16 protein-coding genes are annotated in these 19371 nt (G+C 44.4%); all 16 read right to left on the bottom strand.

All coding sequences use genetic code 11. From position 1 onward, the window contains the following. Positions 1-32: 32 nt before the first annotated feature. Positions 33-521, bottom strand: coding sequence for a thiamine pyrophosphate-dependent enzyme (locus BM294_RS02270; protein ID WP_091204464.1), 489 nt, complete (start codon positions 519-521; stop codon positions 33-35). A 232-nt stretch (positions 522-753) separates the two neighbouring features. Next, the gene (gene lon, locus BM294_RS02265) at positions 754-3252 is read right to left on the bottom strand and encodes an endopeptidase La (RefSeq protein ID WP_091204463.1); all 2499 of its coding nucleotides are present in this window, start codon (positions 3250-3252) and stop codon (positions 754-756) included. 322 nt (positions 3253-3574) lie between these two features. Continuing rightward, entirely contained in the window at positions 3575-4630 is a 1056-nt protein-coding gene (locus BM294_RS02260) for an NAD(P)H-dependent flavin oxidoreductase (RefSeq protein ID WP_091204461.1), read from the bottom strand. Between the two features lie 343 nt (positions 4631-4973). Next, a complete protein-coding gene (locus tag BM294_RS02255; RefSeq protein WP_091204460.1) occupies positions 4974-5852 on the bottom strand; it encodes a hypothetical protein in 879 nt (292 codons plus the stop codon). Between the two features lie 254 nt (positions 5853-6106). Further along, on the bottom strand, positions 6107-6874 hold the full coding sequence (locus BM294_RS02250; protein ID WP_091204458.1) for a LamB/YcsF family protein: 768 nt from the start codon (positions 6872-6874) through the stop codon (positions 6107-6109). Beyond that, positions 6871-8220, bottom strand: a complete 1350-nt coding sequence (gene accC, locus BM294_RS02245) for an acetyl-CoA carboxylase biotin carboxylase subunit (protein ID WP_091204456.1) — start codon at positions 8218-8220, stop codon at positions 6871-6873. The genes BM294_RS02250 and accC overlap by 4 nt, the downstream gene beginning before the upstream one ends. A gap of 9 nt (positions 8221-8229) precedes the next feature. Then, positions 8230-8688: an acetyl-CoA carboxylase biotin carboxyl carrier protein gene (accB, locus tag BM294_RS02240; RefSeq protein ID WP_091204620.1), complete on the bottom strand. Its 459-nt coding sequence runs from the start codon at positions 8686-8688 to the stop codon at positions 8230-8232. 124 nt (positions 8689-8812) lie between these two features. Further along, a complete protein-coding gene (locus BM294_RS02235) occupies positions 8813-9820 on the bottom strand; it encodes a 5-oxoprolinase subunit C family protein (RefSeq protein ID WP_091204453.1) in 1008 nt (335 codons plus the stop codon). After that, on the bottom strand, positions 9821-10549 hold the full coding sequence (pxpB, locus tag BM294_RS02230; RefSeq protein ID WP_091204451.1) for a 5-oxoprolinase subunit PxpB: 729 nt from the start codon (positions 10547-10549) through the stop codon (positions 9821-9823). 116 nt (positions 10550-10665) lie between these two features. Beyond that, positions 10666-11817, bottom strand: a complete 1152-nt coding sequence (locus tag BM294_RS02225) for an NRAMP family divalent metal transporter (protein WP_091204619.1) — start codon at positions 11815-11817, stop codon at positions 10666-10668. Positions 11818-12551: 734 nt separating this feature from the next. Beyond that, entirely contained in the window at positions 12552-13499 is a 948-nt protein-coding gene (locus tag BM294_RS02220) for a ketopantoate reductase family protein (protein ID WP_091204448.1), read from the bottom strand. A 314-nt stretch (positions 13500-13813) separates the two neighbouring features. Beyond that, on the bottom strand, positions 13814-14536 hold the full coding sequence (locus BM294_RS02215) for an SDR family oxidoreductase (protein ID WP_175494424.1): 723 nt from the start codon (positions 14534-14536) through the stop codon (positions 13814-13816). Positions 14537-14706: 170 nt separating this feature from the next. Next, on the bottom strand, positions 14707-15771 hold the full coding sequence (locus tag BM294_RS02210) for an SPL family radical SAM protein (protein WP_091204446.1): 1065 nt from the start codon (positions 15769-15771) through the stop codon (positions 14707-14709). After that, on the bottom strand, positions 15743-16699 hold the full coding sequence (locus BM294_RS02205; protein WP_091204444.1) for a nucleoside phosphorylase-I family protein: 957 nt from the start codon (positions 16697-16699) through the stop codon (positions 15743-15745). The genes BM294_RS02210 and BM294_RS02205 overlap by 29 nt, the downstream gene beginning before the upstream one ends. Before the next feature lie 82 nt (positions 16700-16781). After that, entirely contained in the window at positions 16782-18797 is a 2016-nt protein-coding gene (locus BM294_RS02200) for a DUF4234 domain-containing protein (RefSeq protein ID WP_091204442.1), read from the bottom strand. 99 nt (positions 18798-18896) lie between these two features. After that, the gene (locus tag BM294_RS02195; RefSeq protein WP_242944391.1) at positions 18897-19316 is read right to left on the bottom strand and encodes a DUF2752 domain-containing protein; all 420 of its coding nucleotides are present in this window, start codon (positions 19314-19316) and stop codon (positions 18897-18899) included. Positions 19317-19371 lie beyond the last annotated feature (55 nt).

Raw genomic sequence — 19371 nt, 5'->3', positions numbered from 1 at the left:
TTTAATGTCACTTTGATAATCCATATCTTTCCCTATATCCGGTATCTGTCCATGACCTCCCTGAGATGCATGCTCAGTTTCTCGTTCTCACTGTAATCAACAGGGCAGTCGATAACCGCAGGTCCCTCACACCGGAATGCTTCTTCCAGAGTCTCTATAAGATGCTCTGTGCTTTCCACTCTGAATCCTTTTGCATGCATGGCTTCAGCCAGCATTACAAAATCCGGGTTTGTAAAATCAACACAGAAGCTTTCATTGAAACGGTCCTTCTGCTTCCATTTGATGAGCCCGTAGCTGCTGTCATTAAGTATCATAACAACGATGTTAAGCTTAAGACGCACCGCCGTTTCCAACTCCTGGGAATTCATCATGAATCCGCCGTCTCCCGTTATGGCCATGACCCTGTTTTCCGGATGTATCAGTTTCGCCGCGATAGCTCCCGGAAGAGATATGCCCATGGTGGCAAATCCGTTCGATATGATACAGGTGTTGGGCTTATAGCATTCATAATGTCTCGATATCCATCCCGGGCCTTATTATCGTAATCGGGCAGGGGTCCCCATACCCGATTCTGCGTTAGCCTTCCCATGTCCGATCGTGCAGGCACGTCGGCCGCGTGAAGGCTTTATCGCAAAAAAAGCGGAGCAAATGACCTGTTAGTTCATTTGCTCCGTTGCAGTCTGTATAATATATATTTTAACTCATGTATTTATAACGTATCACCCTGTTTTTAATGTCAGCCATAACAGAATTTTATTTATTATCTTCCTCTGTCATGACTCCTGTCGCTTTGAGCACTTCCTCAACATATTCCACAGGGATGATCTCCAGCTTGTCCTTTACCTCGGAAGCCACATCACGAAGGTCTTCAACATTGTCCTTAGGGATAAATACCTTTGTGACTCCGGCTCGCTCTGCTGCCATGAGCTTCTCGGGAAGTCCGCCTATGGCATTGACAGTACCTTCAAGTGAAATCTCACCTGTCATGGCGATATGCGGAGAAACCGGACGTCCTGTTACGAGCGAAGCCAGTGCCGTTGTCATGGTAATGCCCGCAGAAGGACCATCCTTAGGTGTCGAACCGTCAGGTACGTGGATATGAAGATCATTTTCCTTAAATTTTGAAGCAAGTTCAGGAAATCTCGACTTAACTACAGATAATGCTATCTGAACCGATTCCTTCATCACATCACCAAGCTGTCCGGTTACATTGAGCTTACCTTCACCCTTGTTGAACAGAGTTTCTATATAAAGAATCTCGCCACCTACCTGAGTCCATGCAAGACCTGTAACCACACCGGGACGCGCCTCATCCTTCACTTTGTTGTGGGTGAGGGCATGCATATCCAGATACTCACGAAGTTCTTCCTTAGTCACTACAATCTTTGGTTCTCCCTGAGACACTGTTTGCTTCTCTTCCACAGGTTTCTGTGCGCCATCGTCGGATGAACTCTCATGTTTCTCTTCCGTTAGGTCATCATTTATTTCATCTTTTACATCAGACTGAACTTTTTCTACAGACTTTTTCTCTAATGATGCCATATTGTCTGTCAGAGTCTCAGACTTGTCATCCTGATTTTCCTCTACCTCCGGCACACCATTTTCTCTTACGAACTTCACAGCAGCTATACGGCAAAGCGTATCAAGTCTCTTCTTGAGGCCTCTTACTCCGCCTTCGCGTGTGTAGTCGGAAATGATGGTCTCCATGGCATCATCATTAACCTTAATGTCTTTTGTCTTGAGTCCTACAGCATCAAGCGCCTTAGGCAGCAGATGTTTCTCCGCAATCTGGAATTTTTCTAACGGAGTATATCCCTGGAACTGAATAACCTCCATTCGGTTAAGCAGCGGAGCAGGAATAGTGTCAAGAGTATTGGCCGTACAGATAAAGAGTACATCACTTAAGTCATACGGCACATTCATATAGTGGTCAGTGAATGTGTTATTCTGCTCAGGGTCAAGAACCTCAAGGAGGGCGCTTGCAGGGTCTCCGTTATATGAGCTTGAAAGCTTATCGATCTCATCAAGAACCATAACCGGGTTTGACACTCCGGCTTTGCTGATTCCGTCCATGATACGTCCCGGCATGGCACCGATATATGTTCGTCTGTGGCCTCTGATATCAGCCTCATCCTTAACACCTCCGAGGGATACTCTCACATACTTTCTGTGAAGCGCCTTGGCGATGGACTTGCCTATGGAAGTCTTACCGGTACCCGGAGCTCCCACGAAAACGATGATAGAACCGGACTGCTTTCTCTTCAGATTCATGACTGCGATCTGCTGAATGATTCTTTCCTTCACTTTCTTCATTCCGAAATGATCCTCATCAAGAATCTTTTCAGCCTCCGAAAGATCTATCTGCTCAGGCTCTTCCTTCTTCCAGGAAAGTCCCGTAACGAAGTCAAGATAATCATAAAGCATTCCGGATTCTGCAGAATTGTCACCATCATTCTTGAGACGGTTCAGAACTTTCCCGGCCTCTCTTCTAGCCTCTTCATTCATTTCGGATTCCTGTATCTTAAGTTCAAACTTCCGAACCTCGGAAACCTGCTCCGGATGCATCTCATCCAACTGCTTTTGGAGATAATCAATCTGTTTCTTAAGAGCATTTTCCTTATAAAGCTTCTGATAGTCCTGCTGCTGGGCTGACTGTGCATCTGTTGTCACACGAGTCACTTCGGCATACTCATAAATTATCTTCTCAAGAGCATCGAATCTTTCTTTCTCGGAATCCATCTCCAGTACATGATAACGTTCCTCATTGGTGATGGTTATCCATGAACTAAGTACCGCCGCAGCCTCTTCGATCGAGGTATACTGATCGATATAATCCTCCATCACTGCGCCCCAGCGGAATCTTGACAGAAGTTCCTTAAGATCCGCCTTAATCTTCATAAGCTTCTGACGAGCTTCATTGACATTGAGATCCTTTATATCTTCACGCTTTGTAGTTTCAACAAATATCTCATGCTGCTCGTTGATTGCAATTTCGGTAATGTTTACACGATCTTCAGTTTTGATGATCACATATCCTTCTGCAGCTATCTCCTCGATCTTTCCCTGTACGCCTATAGGATAAAAACTGTTCTCTGTTATCTCTTCACGGGTCTGTTGCTGTTTCATCATAAGGAGAGTCACCGTGTCTCCCTGATAAACATTATTGCCTGCTATCGCCCTGAATGCCTGAGTCTGAAAATATATATTTGAATTGGGTAAAACCAACACATTGTATAGTGGCAATACTTTCATCTTTACTCCTGTCTGTCCCTCCCAGGGACTGCGCCCGAAGGCGTGTCACCGTCTCCCCTGTATCTATGATAAATCCCCGAAAGACGAAGTTCTATATAATCTTCCATATCATTGTAAAAACATCAAACCTTCAAACATTCAAATCAATGCTTTGCCGATACCATGGTGAATGTCAAAAGCATTTACCACTCACTGATGATGTAATTACCTGTCATGGTTCTGTTAGCAATCAATCGAATTGAGTGCTAATCATTTAAAAAGAATAACACCGGCCTAAACCGGTGTCAATCTGTCAGTTTCCTGTTCACAAAAAGTTTATAAATTAAAATCCCAATTCCCTGATAAGTTCCGGAACCGTGGTCATCTTATCAAGACGTCCTACATTATCTCCTGTAAAAAACAGTCCTTCTTCGTAATTTCCCTTTACAGCCTCGATGAGCGCCCTTGTGATGCAATATGGCACCTGAGCCGGATTGCATGTCTTGATACATCTGGAACAGTGTACCGGCGGGATACGTCCGAAGGACTCAAGCTTCTGTATAAGCGGTGTAAACACTGCTCTTCCGGGCATGCCTACCGGACTGTGGATAATGCGAACTTCATCCTGCGAAGCATTAAGAAGAGTATCCTTGTAAGCCTGCGAAGCATCACACTCCTCTGTGGCAATGAATCTTGTAGCCATCTGTACTCCTGCTGCACCGAGATCCTGTACCTCCTCTATATCAGCCTTGTCCCAGATTCCACCGGCCGCAAATACAGGGATTTTTCTTCCTATTGCTTCTTCATAAGGCTTCACTGCCTCTACAAGCTTCTTAAGAATATCCGTCACAGAACCACAGGTTCCCTCAAGAAGCTCCTTTTCCTTAAACCCAAGGTGTCCTCCCGCCTTCGGTCCTTCGAGAACCACGAAGTCAGGATATCGATGGTAATGTCTCTCCCATGACCTGGCGATGACATTGAATGCCCTGTCACTTGAAACTATGGGAGCGATAAGTGCTTCGCCCTCCGGTACATGCTCCGGAAGATCAAGCGGGAGACCAGCCCCTGAAATAACCGCATCTACGCCGCTCTTTACCGCTGTCTTCACTGCTTCAGCATACTGCTGCGTAGCAACCATAGCGTTGATGGCAATAAGTCCCATACCATGTGATATTTCCTTTGCTTTTCGGATCTCTTCCTTTAGAGCTCTCAGATTTGCCTCCTCAGGATTCTTCATAAAATCATCTTCACGATAACCGCAGTCTGCTGTACTGATACAACCTATACCGCCGCAACCGGCAACTGCTCCTGCAAGCTTTTCAAGAGAAACACCTACTCCCATCCCTCCCTGAATAAGGGGTATCTTTATCTCTTTTCCATGAATCGTCAAAAGAGCCATAATACTATCTCCGTTCCTCAGCCGGATATTTAAAACCCGGCCACATTGCTCAAATTTTTTAGTTAAATAATTTTAACCGCATCAGCTTCTAGATTAATCTCTTTCCACTCACAAGTCAAATACAATTAACACCTCTGCACTTATCGAAACCTTCCCCTGTCACCGTACTTCAACCTGATTAATTGAATCCCTGTCTTCCTGTAAACACAAAAATCCCGAAGTCCGCAAAGACTCCGGGGCATCAAAGCTGATTTATCCTTTATTTTTGTACTGTATTCACAACAATTAAAATCTTTTATCCATATGCTCTTAATCAGCAACCTGTCAAACTCCCGTCCTACGGTTACCTGATTCCATTCTCAACCCTTTCAAGATTTAAAGCCAGCATGCTGAGTTTATAGTCATTATCGATATACAGATACTCATAACTGTCTGTAAGCTTGCAAAGAACCTCTGCAAACCGCTCATCGATATGTACCTTCCAGTCGCTGCCGATATAGTCATCACAGAAAGGATCATCGAGATCAAAGCAATTCAAAAGCTGTTTTTCTTTGGTATAGTCCCTGCCCAGCCAATACTCCCGGGAATTGGTATTCAGATTGTCGTATGCCTCGATAAAGAAATCCTCTCCAAGTTCATACTTTATATAGTTATGAAAATCAGAAGCCTCCACAACCTTCGCCTTACAGCTTCCACGCAGGTCGAGACACCTCACCGCATCAAAGATCCGTGCAGGTATACCTCTGTCTCCCCTTACACTCGAAGACTCTCCGGCTTCAGCATTATCTCTCATGCTGCTATCAAGCACATTTCCGATAGCCCTGAAGCTGCCATCATCCTGCTGCTGAAATACGGCATAGAGCTGAATGTTTCTCCGGCTCAATAGTTCCCCTATCTCATAGTAACTGTATATCCTTCCGGTGTTCCCTTTGTTATCTATATACGAATAAGTATTATTCTCAATATCACCGTCACCTGTATATGCAAGACTGATTGCTCCGTCCATATCTATGAAGCAGACCGCTATTCTCTTAAAGGGATAGATAAACTTTCCGCGCTTTGATTTTCTGATGAGCAAATGAAGCACTTCTTCAATAAAATCAGCTCCACTCTTTCCTGTTTTGCTGCGCATCTCGGTTCCTGCCGGAAAAGCTGTTCTGCCTCCCAGAACCCCGCAATCTTCAAATGTGATCGGGTGTATACGAATATATATATCAATCATGGTTAGATTCTCCTATAAATTAAAAGTTTCTGTATACTCATCCCCTGATACCCTACATATCGGCATAATCGCGAAAAAAATTATATCCCCTTAACTCACATAGCCCTTTTATTTAATTCTGAAAATTGAAATTTAATGTAATATTTTCAGAAAACAGGTCGAAAAAGAGCCGTCTTAAAATGCGATGAATAGTCATCGTTTTTAAGCGGCTCAAAATCATATTTTAAAAATTATTAAATTTGTCTTATACGGAATTACAGGAATTCCCTGAGTGGCTTAATGTCTACCCCTGCTGCTGCAAGTCCCTCCCTCAGCTTTCTCACAAACTGAAGAGCCTTTGCACCGTCACCGTGTACACATATGGAATCTACAGTGATATCTATATCCTTACCGGTTATTGCCGTTACCTTATGTTCCTTGACCATACGGATGACTCTGCTTAGGGATTCCTCCTCGTCCGTGATCATGGCACCCGGTTTCTTTCTGTTCACAAGGGTTCCGTCTTCTTCATAGGCTCTGTCTGCAAACACCTCTGCCGCAGCCCTGAGCCCCATGTCCTTCGCAGCCTTATATAGTTCACCCGAAGGAAGTGCCATAACGATAAGTTCTGGATCATAATCCTTTATCGCTCTGCAGATGGCTTCAGACTGACTTCTATCCTTTGCCGCCATATTGTAGAAAGCACCATGAGGTTTCACATGCTGAAGTTTCATGCCCTGCGCCTTCAGAAAAGCATCCAGTGCTCCAATCTGATACAATGTGTATGCATAGGACTCCTCATTCGAGATCACCATATTTCGTCTTCCGAATCCCATGAGATCCGGATATCCCGGGTGTACTCCGATTGCAATGCCTGAAGCTTTTGCAGCCTCCACGGTTTTACGCATAACCAATGGATCAGACGCATGGAAACCCGCAGCTACATTGGCACTTGTTATAAGTGGAATGATCTCATTGTCCTCACCCAATGTATAACGTCCGAAGCTTTCTCCGAGATCACTGTTCAGATCAACCTGCATCATTTTCCTCCCTCTGTAAACGCCTTGATGAATCCCGTATCTGCCTCACCCTTACAGAATGTAGGGTTGCTCATGATTTTATACTGGAAATCAAGATTTGTATCCACTCCCATGATAAGTGTTTCATCAAGGGCTGCTTTCATCTTCATGATGGCCGCATCTCTTGTATCTGCATGAACGATGATCTTTGCAATCATTGAATCATACTCTGACGGAATAGTGTATCCGGTGTATACAGCAGTGTCCACTCTTACTCCGTTTCCACCCGGCAGAAGCAGATTGGTTATCTTTCCGGGACTCGGCATGAAATGTTTCTCCGGAATCTCAGCATTGACACGACACTCTATGGTGTGACCGCGAAGCACTATATCCTCCTGCTTAAAACCAAGCATCTCTCCTGCAGCTATACGTATCTGTTCCACCATGAGATCCGTTCCGGTTTCCATCTCCGTGACGCCATGCTCTACCTGAATACGGGTGTTCATCTCCATGAAGTAATATTCTCCACTCTGATCAACTATGAACTCAATGGTTCCTGCGCTGTCATATCCCACTGTCTTTGCAGCAAGGGCTGCGTCTACATACATCTGCCTGCGGGTAGATTCATCTATGGCAGGCGACGGCGACTCCTCGATAAGCTTCTGGTGATTACGTTGTACGGAACAGTCTCTTTCTCCCAGTGTAACAACATTACCGAACTTGTCTCCGATCAGCTGCACCTCCACATGTCTCGGATGTACCACCAGCTTCTCGATGTACATGGTGTCATCACCAAAAGCATTGGCAGATTCACGTTGAGCCGTATTAAATGCATCTTCGAAATCCTCTTCGGAAAAGCATTCGCGCATTCCTTTTCCACCACCACCGGAACTTGCCTTTATCATGACAGGAAAACCTATTTTTTTTGCTTCAGAAAGTGCAATAGATGCGTCATAAACCGGCTCCTTTGTTCCAGGTACCACAGGCACTCCGGCATCCATCATCCTTTTTCGTGCAGCTGATTTATTACCCATCTCATCAATGAGTTCAGGAGAAGGACCAATGAATACGATGTCATTCTCCCGGCATTTTCTTGCAAACTCACTGTTCTCGGACAGGAAACCGTATCCCGGATGAATGGCTTCACACTCGGTATTGAGCGCTGCGGAGATGATGGCATCCATATTGAGATATGAATCTCTGGCCGGCCCCTCACCGATGCAGACTCTCATATCCGCAAGTCTCACATGAAGAGCATCCTTGTCTTCCTTTGAATAAACCGCAACGGAAGCAATCCCCATATCACGAAGAGCACGGATGACTCTCACCGCAATCTCTCCGCGGTTTGCAACCAAAACTCTTTTAAACATCCGGACCTCCTACAGCTTCTTTACTCTGAACAACGGCTGACCATACTCCACCTTCTGCTCATTGGAAACAAGAACCGCTTCGATCTCACAGTCATAGTCAACAGATATTTCATTCATCATCTTCATAGCCTCTACTATGCAGACTGTCTCACCTGCCTTTACGGTATCCCCAACCTTAACATAAGCCGGGATATCCGGACCTGCTGCAGAGTAGAATGTTCCTACTATAGGAGATGTAATGTTTACTTCTGTTTCATCATCAACGGTTCCGTTAACCTGATGCGATACAGTTTCTGCCCCCGCCGAAGCATTAACAGCAACAGGTGCAACCTGAGCTCCCCCGGAAATCACAGGCGGATTATCCAGCTTACTCATGGTGATCTTAAAATCTCCGTCCTTTACTGACATGGTCTTAAGAGATGACCCCTCAAGAATCTTTACCAGTCCTTCAATCTTATCTAAATCCATCATCGGTCAATCCTTTCCATATGGAATCGTCGGTCTTTCCGGATATAGCCTTCCCGAAAAACGGCCCTGACATCAGATTCATGCCGAGAATCCGACATAACTTCCATCATTTATCCCACAATATTTATGTGAACAGCTTCTCAAGTCTCTGAGCAGTGAGCCTGACCTCCAAAACCTCCTTACACGGTCTGTGTATGCGATTTCTGAATACCTGATACTCATGCTCCTGCACCTTGATAAGATGCTGCGCCTCTTCCACTGTTATAGCCTTAAATTTTATCTTGTCGTCTATCCTTCTTTGCACAACCTTCGGAAGGTCCACACTTGCTACAGTTCCTATCTTTGCATAACCGCCGGCCGTCTGGTGATCGGCAAGAAGTATGATAGGTTTTCCATGCGCCGGTACCTGTATGGCACCAAGTGCTATACCGTCTGAAATAATATCCGATCCCGTCTTGCTCTCAACGAAAGGTCCTTCCAGTCGCACCCCCATCCTGTCGAAGTTACTTGAGACAATGAATTCGCTGTTAAGGAATGTCTCCATTCCCTTTGCTGAAAACATATCCTCCTGAGGTCCCATGACAACCCGAATGGTTTCGGTACTGTTGTCGAACTCATGAAGAGGAAGTGATCTGGACAGAAAATACGGAAGATACTTTCTTCTCTTTATTCTCGTAGATATATAGTCACCGTCATTTAATTTTCTTCCCTTGAATCCGCCTATACCGCACTTCAGATTGGTACTTCTGGAACCCATGACAACCGGAATCTGCAGATAGTTTGAAAATGCAATATAACATGTTCTTCCGGTTCTTGCAGAACCAACTTTCAAAACATCTCCCTTGTTAACATATATTGCAGTATACATAGGTACCGGATCATCATTAAGCTCCGGTCTGAAGTCTCCGCCTGTGATAGCTATGATCTGGCTGGAAGTAAACTCCAGCGTCGGTCCTATGAGAGTACATTCAAGAACCGCTTCATTTTCAGGATTATCAAGAAGCAGGTTCGCAATACGGAAGGAACGCTGATCCATGACACCGCCGACATTGAAGCCCTGGCTCTGATAGCCTGACCGCCCCAGATCCTGTACGGTGGTTAGTAATCCGCCTTTTATAACTCTGAACCCCATTTAGTCATCTCCTTCATGCACTTTAACCTTATATGTCCCGTCATCCACCATTGCCTTGATCTCCCGATACTCCTCTTCCGTTACCGGAACAAATCTTATATAATCTCCGGCCTCTACAAGTATCGGTGTTTCTCTCTCTGGATCATAGGTCTTCACCGGTGTCATGCCCATAAGCTGCCATCCTCCCGGAGAGTCCATCGGATAGATACCTGTCTGAGATCCGCCAATGCCTACAGAACCGGCAGGAATCCTGACTCTCGGAGTTGAAAGTCTGGGTGTATGAATGCGTTCATCCAGACCTCCGAGATAAGTAAATCCCGGCAGAAACCCAAGCATATATATAAGATAGTCCCGACTTGTATGTATCCTGATGACCTCTTCCTCTGTGATTCCGGCATGATCCGCAATTGTCGCGATGTCGGGGCCATACTCTCCACCATACAGTACCGGAATCTCCCAGACTTTCTTGCGTCCTGCCTCAGATCGCGACTCCATACGCACTATAGATTCAACTCTTTTATATAGATCCGCATAGCTTATGACCAAAGGATTGTAGTTGATAAGCAGCGAACAGTATGTTGGTATCATGTCAATGATACCTGATATCTGCTGTGCCTTTATGAGCTTTGCCGCAGCAGCTATCTTCTGATTCACCTCCGGGCTTATAACCTGCTCAAACTGTATGAGCAGAGAGGAATCGCCCTCCGGCACAATTCTTACATTTTGCATAAACCTTATTTCTCCTATAGATTGATGCCCATACGGAGACCGCATGAGCATCTGTCTTTAATACTGTCTTATGACCCTGTCTTTATATAAACACCAGTTAAAGTGTTTCTTCAGCATCAGCTGAAAAGCTTGCTGAAATTTCCAAGTGATGTGATTCCAACGTATGCTGAAATGATAACTACAAGGATTCCAAGTACCAGAAGTACTGTAGGGTGCTTATAGTTTTCTCCCATAATCTTCTTGTTCTGGGAAGCCACAAGCGAGATACCAAGTGATATCGGAAGGATAAGACCGTTTACAGCACCTGCGATGATAAGGAGTGCTGCAGGTGATCCCGTAAGTATCATAACAAGTGTTGATACTGTGATGAATCCGATGACCCATAAGTTCTCATGATCTGCAATCTTCTTGTTAAATGTCTTAAGGAAAGAAACCGATGTATAAGCAGCGCCGATAACTGATGTAACTGCTGCACAGAGAAGAACAAGACCTGCGAAACGATATCCGATAGCGCCTGCTCCCTGTCTGAATGCATCCGCTGCAGGGTTTCCTGCATCAAGTGTTGCTCCCTTCGCAACTACACCAAGTACTGCAAGGAAAAGGAATACTCTTACAAGAGCTGCAATAAGAATACCTGTAACAGAACTCCTGGTAACCTCATTAAGCTTATCATTGCCTGTCATGCCGGCATCTATGAGTCTGTGAGCTCCCGAGAAAGTGATATAACCTCCGACTGTTCCGCCGAGAAGTGTAAGGATAGCCGGGAACAATGCTCCATAACCCGTTGAAGGAACAACAGTATTGACAACCGCATCACCTATAGGAGGCTTAACGATAAGGATAACGACAAAGATAACTGCGATCATAACGCCGCCGAGAACCTTTACCAGAGTATCCATAACACCTTTCGCATTCTTGGAAAGGAATACTGCGATGGCAATGGCACCCGTAAGAACATATCCTACGGTTGTCGGGATTCCAAGAAGCGTATTGAAACCAAGTGCTCCACCACCGACATTACCGATATTAAATACGAGACCGCCGAGAACAATAAGAGCCGAAAGAAAATATCCGAGTCCGGGAAGAACTTTATTGGCAATGTCCTGTCCTCTCATGCCGGTGGCACAAAGTACACGCCAGATATTCAGCTGGGCAATGGCAGCAAGTAAAACTGATGCCAGAATTACAAATCCGAAGCTGGCCTGATGCTGACCCGTAAAAGATGAGGTCTGGGTCAGAAATCCCGGTCCGATAGCACTGGTAGCCATGAGGAATGCTGCACCAAGCAATGCTCCGCTGCTTTTCTTTGTCTTGACCGCAGTATCGGCAAATCCTTTTGCGTCTGCGTCGATCTTAGCTGATACAGCCATAGAAGCGTTCTTATTGTCGTTCATAGTTCATTCTCCCTTCACTGTTTTCCCACAAGAATGTGCGTCCGAAAGCAAAAGCTTTAAGTCTTATTTAAAGACATATTAAAGGACACACACTATGATTTTTGCCGATTATCGCCATCACGATTAGTTATATTTTCTTTAATCGACTCACGTCTATGGTTATATGATACGGGCATATATAAATAAAATCAAGGCTTTTCTTATGAATATTTTTATTTTTGTTAAATTTTTGTTATCGAGTGTATTATCAGACTTGTATATTCATGTCCGTTATAATTATAGGTAATACGCTATCATAATCATAGGTAATTGCTATCATCCGGCTTTCTGATTCCATTGCTGCCGATAATAAATATCATGGCATTTGCCGGACACATCTCTCTAACGCAAAACGACTTCCAACAGAGGATATTTTCCGCCATTGGAAGTCGTTATATCACGATTTGTATATTACATTTTTATCACAATACCGAAATCTTCGGAAATACACCTGGTTTATATTTGATATATCCTGATGTAAAGACCGGGGATATCCCGTCATATATCTTCGCACCTATAGGCCACAGTTTCTATTTTCTGCCCCGGTCACTACCGCGCCTTTTCCTGCGTCATTTCGTATAAGCCTCTATCATCTCAGAAAGCCCTTTATGATATCTCCTTGTACAAGGTACATCTATGCCGTACTTCTCTGCTTTTCGTATTACTGCTCCTAAAAAGGCATCCAACTCTGCGGGGCGTTTCGCTTCAACATCTCTCTTCAAAGAAGATGTAGCTTCATCGCCCTGTTTATCCATAACATAATTATATTTTATTTTTGCCGTACCTTCAGGGATGTTTACGCCTTCAGCTTTACCAACTTTCTCGGCTTCCATCATAAGCTTATAAAGGTCACCGGACCATTCGCTGTTACGGCGCATGCCTCCGGTGTTTGTAAGATAGCGGGCAGTAACAACATTAAATCCGCAGTTAAGAATAAACTTCTGCCATATCTCAGACATTATGTCATTACTGTACCTTACATCAAAATTCACACTCTTAAACAGCTCATATATCTTTTTAGACGCTTCTATGTGTCGCTCATCTCTAATCTTTGTCCCAATGAACATATGGGTATAGATACCGGTCTGTCTTACAGAGAAATCAGGCTCCTTTGAAGTTATGGTATAGATAAGCGAATCTATACAGTTAGCTTCAGGAAATTTATCACGAAGGGTATCCCCCGGCTCAACTCCGTTCATGACAGGCATCACTATCGTATCAGGTCCTATGCACGGACGCACAATTTCTGAAAGCTGATCAACAGAATAGTTCTTGCAGCAAACAAGCACGAGATCCTGAACTGGTATGTCCCTGCCATCAGAAACCACCGCGGCAGGGCACATGGTACTGTCCCCGTAAAAGTCACTGCGAAGAACAACCCCTTTGTCCTTCAGCACTTCCCCATGCTTCCCTCTTGCGATAAGTGTTATCTGATTCGCATACTTACGTCCCAGCATGCCGGCCAGCAGTCCGCCGATAGCGCCAACGCCCGCAATTGTAATCTTAAAATCTTCCATGCATCCACCTCTCTTTAAAACACCGCAGCATTTGATACAGCATCGATTCTTACAACAGGCTCCGTCAAATGCATATTACATAGACTGTCTCCCGCCTTTGCGTAAATACACTTAAATGCCGGATTATAAAACTCACTTCATCAATTTATAAATTCTTTATTTGACATTCTCGTTTCAAACATTAAAATCAGAAGTATCAGATAGCAACATCCAACTCGTAGACAAATCCCCCTTTGTCCAGGAGCTGGGTTTGCTGTCTTATTTTTTTACTAAAGCCACCACAAAGCATACAGCAGATTTTCATCAACATCGATTCAGTTTTTTTTCTTTTTTATTCTATGAATCTGCGGTCTCAACATTATCTCCGGAACAGAAACTCCGCCTCTCATACCGAGAATATACCCGACAGCATCCGCAACATCCATTGGATCAAGGTGTGCATCATCGGCATCGTCTGCTTCAAAGTCCGCATTTCTGTAAAGCGCAGTATCCGTCATATCCGGAAGTATAGTCGTCACTCGGACACCATGCTTTCTCACTTCATCAAAAAGACTTCTGCCAAAACTCATAAGCCCCGCCTTTGTAGCCCCATAGCATGCTCCATGAGGACTTGATGACACTGCCGTCACAGATGAAATATTAATGATATTCCCCTTGTTTTCCCTTATATATTTTAATAGCTGCTGCGTCAGAACAAGCGGAACTTCCAGATTGACTCTTACCATCTCCTGAATCTTTTCAGGATCAAGAGTCTCATGCAGTCCGTAGTAGGCAGCGCCGGCATTGTTTACAAGCACCTTCAGTTCTGTATCCCGAATCTTCACTATTTCTCTCACAGCAGAAAGAAGTTCCTTTGTGTTTCTCAGATCACAAATTACAGGATGAAACCCTTCTTTCATTGAAGTTTCATCAGAAAATGTTCTCCCTATGCCGTATACTTCATATCCCATAGCCACAAGTTTTCCGGCAATCGCCCTTCCTATCCCCGAAGAAGCTCCGGTGACTATGGCAGTCTTCTTTTTTGAAATATCTCTCATAATATAATATCCTGATTTTTTCCGTAAGATTTATCTTTATTTGAAATATGTATCATATCCTTAGGTTAAAGCCGGAAGAATTTCCAAACATATATGCATTTTTCTCCCCCTCAATCTTCATTCAGAACCTCTCCCCAATGCAGGTACAGCACCACACATACGTCACCGGATCATCCTCTGTCCTGATCCTGCCAGCGGAATATCCTGTCCACAGGTACTTTTTCCGCAAGGCGTGATACAAGCCATTTCTCCATTTCGTCAGTAAGCTTTTCACTATAGTGATATACACCATGATCATTCTGATATGGATACTGCACCACGGCACTATCCGGCATATTACGCCTCATAGCCTTGAGATACTCCTCAGAAAGCCTGAAACTTCCCACGCTCAGGTCATACACTCTATCCATTTGAATCTCGGAAAATACACGTTCCAGCATACTTCCGTATTCTTTTCTCCAGTCGGGGCAGTAAATCATAGGATCAAAGCAAAGTCTCACGGTAAAGCCAAGCTCTAAGGCTTGTTTCACAGCTCTGATTCTGTTTTCAAGACTTCCTGTCCTGTGCTCATAGTGCGAAACCACGTATTCCGGAGACAATGTAAATGCAAAAATCACCCTTCCGCCACCATCTGTCATTCCATCTTTATATACGGGAAGCAGATTTCGGAAGTCAACATTTCCAGCCTTTGTCCTTATCTCTATGATGAGTTCCGGATGCGCAGATGTAAATTCTATCCATTTTTTTACATATCCTGTCAGAGATTCCACCGCCATGAGATCAGTATCATATGAAACACACAGATAAACCGGATGCTTTTCCAAAAGTCCCAGCACCTCAGTAAATATATCCTCAAGATTCAGGAAAATCACCATATTTCCTGACGGATACATACCTTTAAGATAACAGTACTCGCAATCAAAAAGACAGTTCATCATGCAGGATGCGTAGTAAAAATGCTTATTCCCCATGTTCTGGCACACCTCCGCACCCGGATATACAAAATTTCCCTGCTTAAGTGCCAATATCAATGCCTGTGATTCGTGCTGCATCACATAGTTCTGCTTATGGCGATTAAACACGTCCTTATAGTGATCTATGGCGACAACTTCTGCCTCCGGAAAATGTTTTAATATTTCCTCTGCTCTCCCCCTGTACTGCTCAATATTAAGAATTCTATCTTCAACGTATATATGTGAAAACGCCTTATTCCGAAATACTGTTTCTGATTGCATCAAGTACCTTCTTTCCCTTTCGCTTATCTATGGTCGGAAGCTCCCCTTCTCTATACAGTCTTTCGGCCTCTTCTCTCCAGTTTATGCCGCTGAGAACAGCAAATTTCACATACTGCCTGAATTGATCCTGCATTACCCTTGAAAAATGAGCATCATTGATGATCTTATCCACAAGTTCTGAGTCTTTTTCATCAGGTTCTTTCATCTTTCTCACTTCCGCCAGAGAAAGCTCTCGAAGCTTATCCACATAACATAATATCTGATCCACATACTTTTCTACTGTTGCAGCGACCATCTCCGACAATGATTTGATGTCTTTTATATCATCCGATATCCCGCTATCCGTAACAACTCTGATAAAGCTCATCTGATGCGGCCCGATATAAAAAGCCGAAGTCTGGTATACCGCCGCAGCTTCCATGTCATATATATCATAGTTCTCTGCAGAAACCGCCATAAATGCTGCAGCGCGTTCACTTAACACCGTACTACCGGTAATTGCCGAAGCCTCAGGAATATCGCATTTTATAAGCATATCCGGGTAAAAGCATCTGCCCGCATTCTGATCAAGCAGTTTATTCAAAAGAAAAACACCGGCAGTTCCGTTTGATTTCACCGCTCCGTGAAGAAATGCAGCCGTGCCAAAGGACAGCATCTGATCAGCCGACCCGGCATCATATTCAGTAAGAGTTGCAGAAACTGCCGCAGCCGCATTAACAGGTCCCACTCCGGTGATGACCAGCACAATATCAGGTCTGATATCAGCTCCCGAACCGTCCGATGACATCCTCTTCATCGTCACCATAATATCCATATAGTCTGAAGACACGAACTGTTGAAATCTTGTCCTGTCCGTACGCTTCTTTAGTCCAAGCATCCTTATAAGAGGCTTCGCCTCAGGATATAATGCAGTAAATATAAATATCATTCAAGCCTCCCGGCACATCATACTCACAAAAATCCCTGCAAGCCCAAATCACAGGACCCGCAGGGATATATTTTTTATTCTTTTATCTGTTCTGCTGGAACATCATGTTGTTATACGCCGCATTCAAAGCATTTGAATTCTTGATAATGATATGCGCCGCAATAAAAGGACCGACTCCGCAGAGAACTGCACCGAACAGTTCCCAAAGAAGTACCGTGGTACCGTTTTCCTGGAAATTCATACCATAACGAGGTGCATTATACTGAAGTCTGTTTCCAAGGTTGTAGAGCCATATCATGTCATAAATTCCACATGTAAGGATACCAAAGCCTATATAAGCCCAAATACTTGATGTGGTCTTTCCATCACCTGCACAGGTGATGTTAACATCCTTAATGATACAGTGAAGCATGTAAAGACTATAGATTCCACATGTAACAAATCCCAAGAGGATATAAGTCACAAGACTTCTGTCAGTAGCAAGCGGTGCTGACGCAAATACATTAGGTTGTCCTGCTCCATTCACCCCTCCGTAAGGAGCGCTCTGTCCCTGCTGCTGATACTGATTATAATTCTGATTAACTCCATTGTAATTGTAGTTTGCATTACCGGACGGGTTATTCTTTCCCGACTGATATTCATTTTTAGCCTCAACAGCCATATCCGAAAGAACTTCGATATCTTTCTTAATGGTATCTCCGGCATTTCCGCCCTGAAGTCCCGCAAGCGGATTGATATGTCTTTCTCCCATAAATACATATGTGAGAGCCATCATAACAATCGCAAAGATGACGCTCAGGAATGCGCCCGAGAACATACTTGCATAATCGTAACCGAAAGCAGCATTAAATATCGCTACAAAAACAGCTCGGACTATAACCGAAAGAACTATAACTATTCCACCGGCAAGTGTGCCAACCATTAACGGTTCTGCTTTATTGTCATCCCACTTCTTCCATATAAGGAACATTACCAGAGCCGAGCCAAGGAGACCACACATCTTTATGAGCTGGATCACAAAATTTCCTACGCCATATATAAATCCAAGGACGCCTTCATCCGCAAAGCTTCCCACTATACCGAAGAATGAACCGAGGACATGAAATACCTGGAAGAATGCAAGAACCAAAGCAACTATAGCAAGAACATTTCCCGCTGTAGCAAGAGAATTCTTCGGCTTTGGTGCGTTGTACTGAGGTCCTCCGTTATTTCCATATCCGGGCTGGCCCTGTCCAAACTGACCCTGGGCACCCTGCCGGCCACTAAACTGGCCTGTCTGACCGTTGTACTGGCCTGTCTGACCGTTGTACTGGCCTGCCTGGCCATTGTACTGGCCTGTCTGACCGTTGTACTGGCCTGCCTGACCATTGTACTGACCTGTCTGACCATTGTACTGGCCTGTCTGGCCATTGTACTGGCCCGGCTGGCCATTGTACTGGCCTGCCTGACCATTGTACTGGCCTGTCTGACCATTGTACTGGCCCGGCTGACCATTATACTGGCCGTTCTGCTCACCGGATGCCATAGCTCCGGCAAATGCTCCGCCTCCCGTGGCAGCCTTTTGCTCTGCTATACGTCTTGCATACTGTTCTGTCAGATTCTCCTTTGGAGCAGTCTCCTCATTAGATACATTTACATCTGCAGGATCAGTTACAGAACTATCTGATACTTCAGTCACCGCAGGAACTTCTGCATTTGATATTCCACCGGCATCCGCTTCTGAAGCCACTTCATCTGCAGCCTGAGCTAAAGTATCTTCAATACCGGATTTTTCCACGGCAGTCTCTTTGATTGAAGTTTCTGCATTTGAAACTTCTGTATTTGAAATTTCTGTATTTGAAATTTCACCGCCTTCCACAGTCTCAAAGGATCCTTCTACCGGAGACACAACCGCCTCTGCTGTACCAGAATTATCCTCTGTCGCCCTTGTTTCATGTGCTTCAGCTTCTGTTTCCGCAGTTGGAACATTCTCTGTTGTCTCAGCTTCCGCCGCTATCGGTCCATCCTGGACAGGTACCTCCTTCTTCAAAGGTGCGCCACAGTTAGGACAAAATTTTGCTTCTTCAGTTATTTGGGTTCCGCATTTCTCGCAAAACATTTCATACCCCTCTCCCGGCCATCGGCATTAGATTGAAGCCCCAATGACCCTGTTTGATTTTTTCCAAGGAAATACTCTATACCGTAAATCCAGGGACGCCTAAATATTCGCTTTTATAAAAACGCAAACAGCTCTCACACTTCTCCAGATAAATCCCTCCCGGGGCCTGAAAACAACTATGTCCTGATCAGGCATAAATATCATGCGATATGCATAGATAATGAGAAATGCCGCCACAACCATTCCCATGAACATCCTGTAGATTTTCTCCGGCATCCTGTCCTTAAACAGCATTGCTGCCGCAGCTGGCACAGGCAATATCCACAGAGGATGATAATAAAACGCACCTTTGAAGTCAAAATGCAGTACACACAACCATGCACGGCTCATACCACAGCCGGCGTCTGATATACCTGTCAAAAATTTAAACGGGCAGGTGATACCAAGCACCATCTCCAGAATGAGATAGAACGCCACGATCACACATGCTGCTTTGACATCCGATTTCCAATCTCTCAATATCCTGCTCCATTCTGTCTGCTTTTAATACTTATTATACAACATTAATTTTACC

The sequence above is a fragment of the Oribacterium sp. WCC10 genome (assembly GCF_900113415.1).
GTDB lineage: Bacteria > Bacillota > Clostridia > Lachnospirales > Lachnospiraceae > Oribacterium.
The sequence above is the reverse complement of the archived record's forward strand: the minus strand, read 5'-3'. Positions and strand labels throughout refer to the sequence as shown.

Coding starts and splice junctions, on each gene's coding strand:
- accB (WP_091204620.1), bottom strand. CDS start 8,688: ATGGATTTAGATAAGATTGAAGGACTGGTAAAGATTCTTGAGGGGTCA.
- BM294_RS02250 (WP_091204458.1), bottom strand. CDS start 6,874: ATGATGCAGGTTGATCTGAACAGTGATCTCGGAGAAAGCTTCGGACGT.
- lon (WP_091204463.1), bottom strand. CDS start 3,252: ATGAAAGTATTGCCACTATACAATGTGTTGGTTTTACCCAATTCAAAT.
- pxpB (WP_091204451.1), bottom strand. CDS start 10,549: ATGCAAAATGTAAGAATTGTGCCGGAGGGCGATTCCTCTCTGCTCATA.
- accC (WP_091204456.1), bottom strand. CDS start 8,220: ATGTTTAAAAGAGTTTTGGTTGCAAACCGCGGAGAGATTGCGGTGAGA.
- BM294_RS02255 (WP_091204460.1), bottom strand. CDS start 5,852: ATGATTGATATATATATTCGTATACACCCGATCACATTTGAAGATTGC.
- BM294_RS02200 (WP_091204442.1), bottom strand. CDS start 18,797: ATGTTTTGCGAGAAATGCGGAACCCAAATAACTGAAGAAGCAAAATTT.
- BM294_RS02235 (WP_091204453.1), bottom strand. CDS start 9,820: ATGGGGTTCAGAGTTATAAAAGGCGGATTACTAACCACCGTACAGGAT.
- BM294_RS02215 (WP_175494424.1), bottom strand. CDS start 14,536: ATGAGAGATATTTCAAAAAAGAAGACTGCCATAGTCACCGGAGCTTCT.
- BM294_RS02220 (WP_091204448.1), bottom strand. CDS start 13,499: ATGGAAGATTTTAAGATTACAATTGCGGGCGTTGGCGCTATCGGCGGA.
- BM294_RS02205 (WP_091204444.1), bottom strand. CDS start 16,699: ATGATATTTATATTTACTGCATTATATCCTGAGGCGAAGCCTCTTATA.
- BM294_RS02260 (WP_091204461.1), bottom strand. CDS start 4,630: ATGGCTCTTTTGACGATTCATGGAAAAGAGATAAAGATACCCCTTATT.
- BM294_RS02210 (WP_091204446.1), bottom strand. CDS start 15,771: ATGCAATCAGAAACAGTATTTCGGAATAAGGCGTTTTCACATATATAC.
- BM294_RS02225 (WP_091204619.1), bottom strand. CDS start 11,817: ATGGCTACCAGTGCTATCGGACCGGGATTTCTGACCCAGACCTCATCT.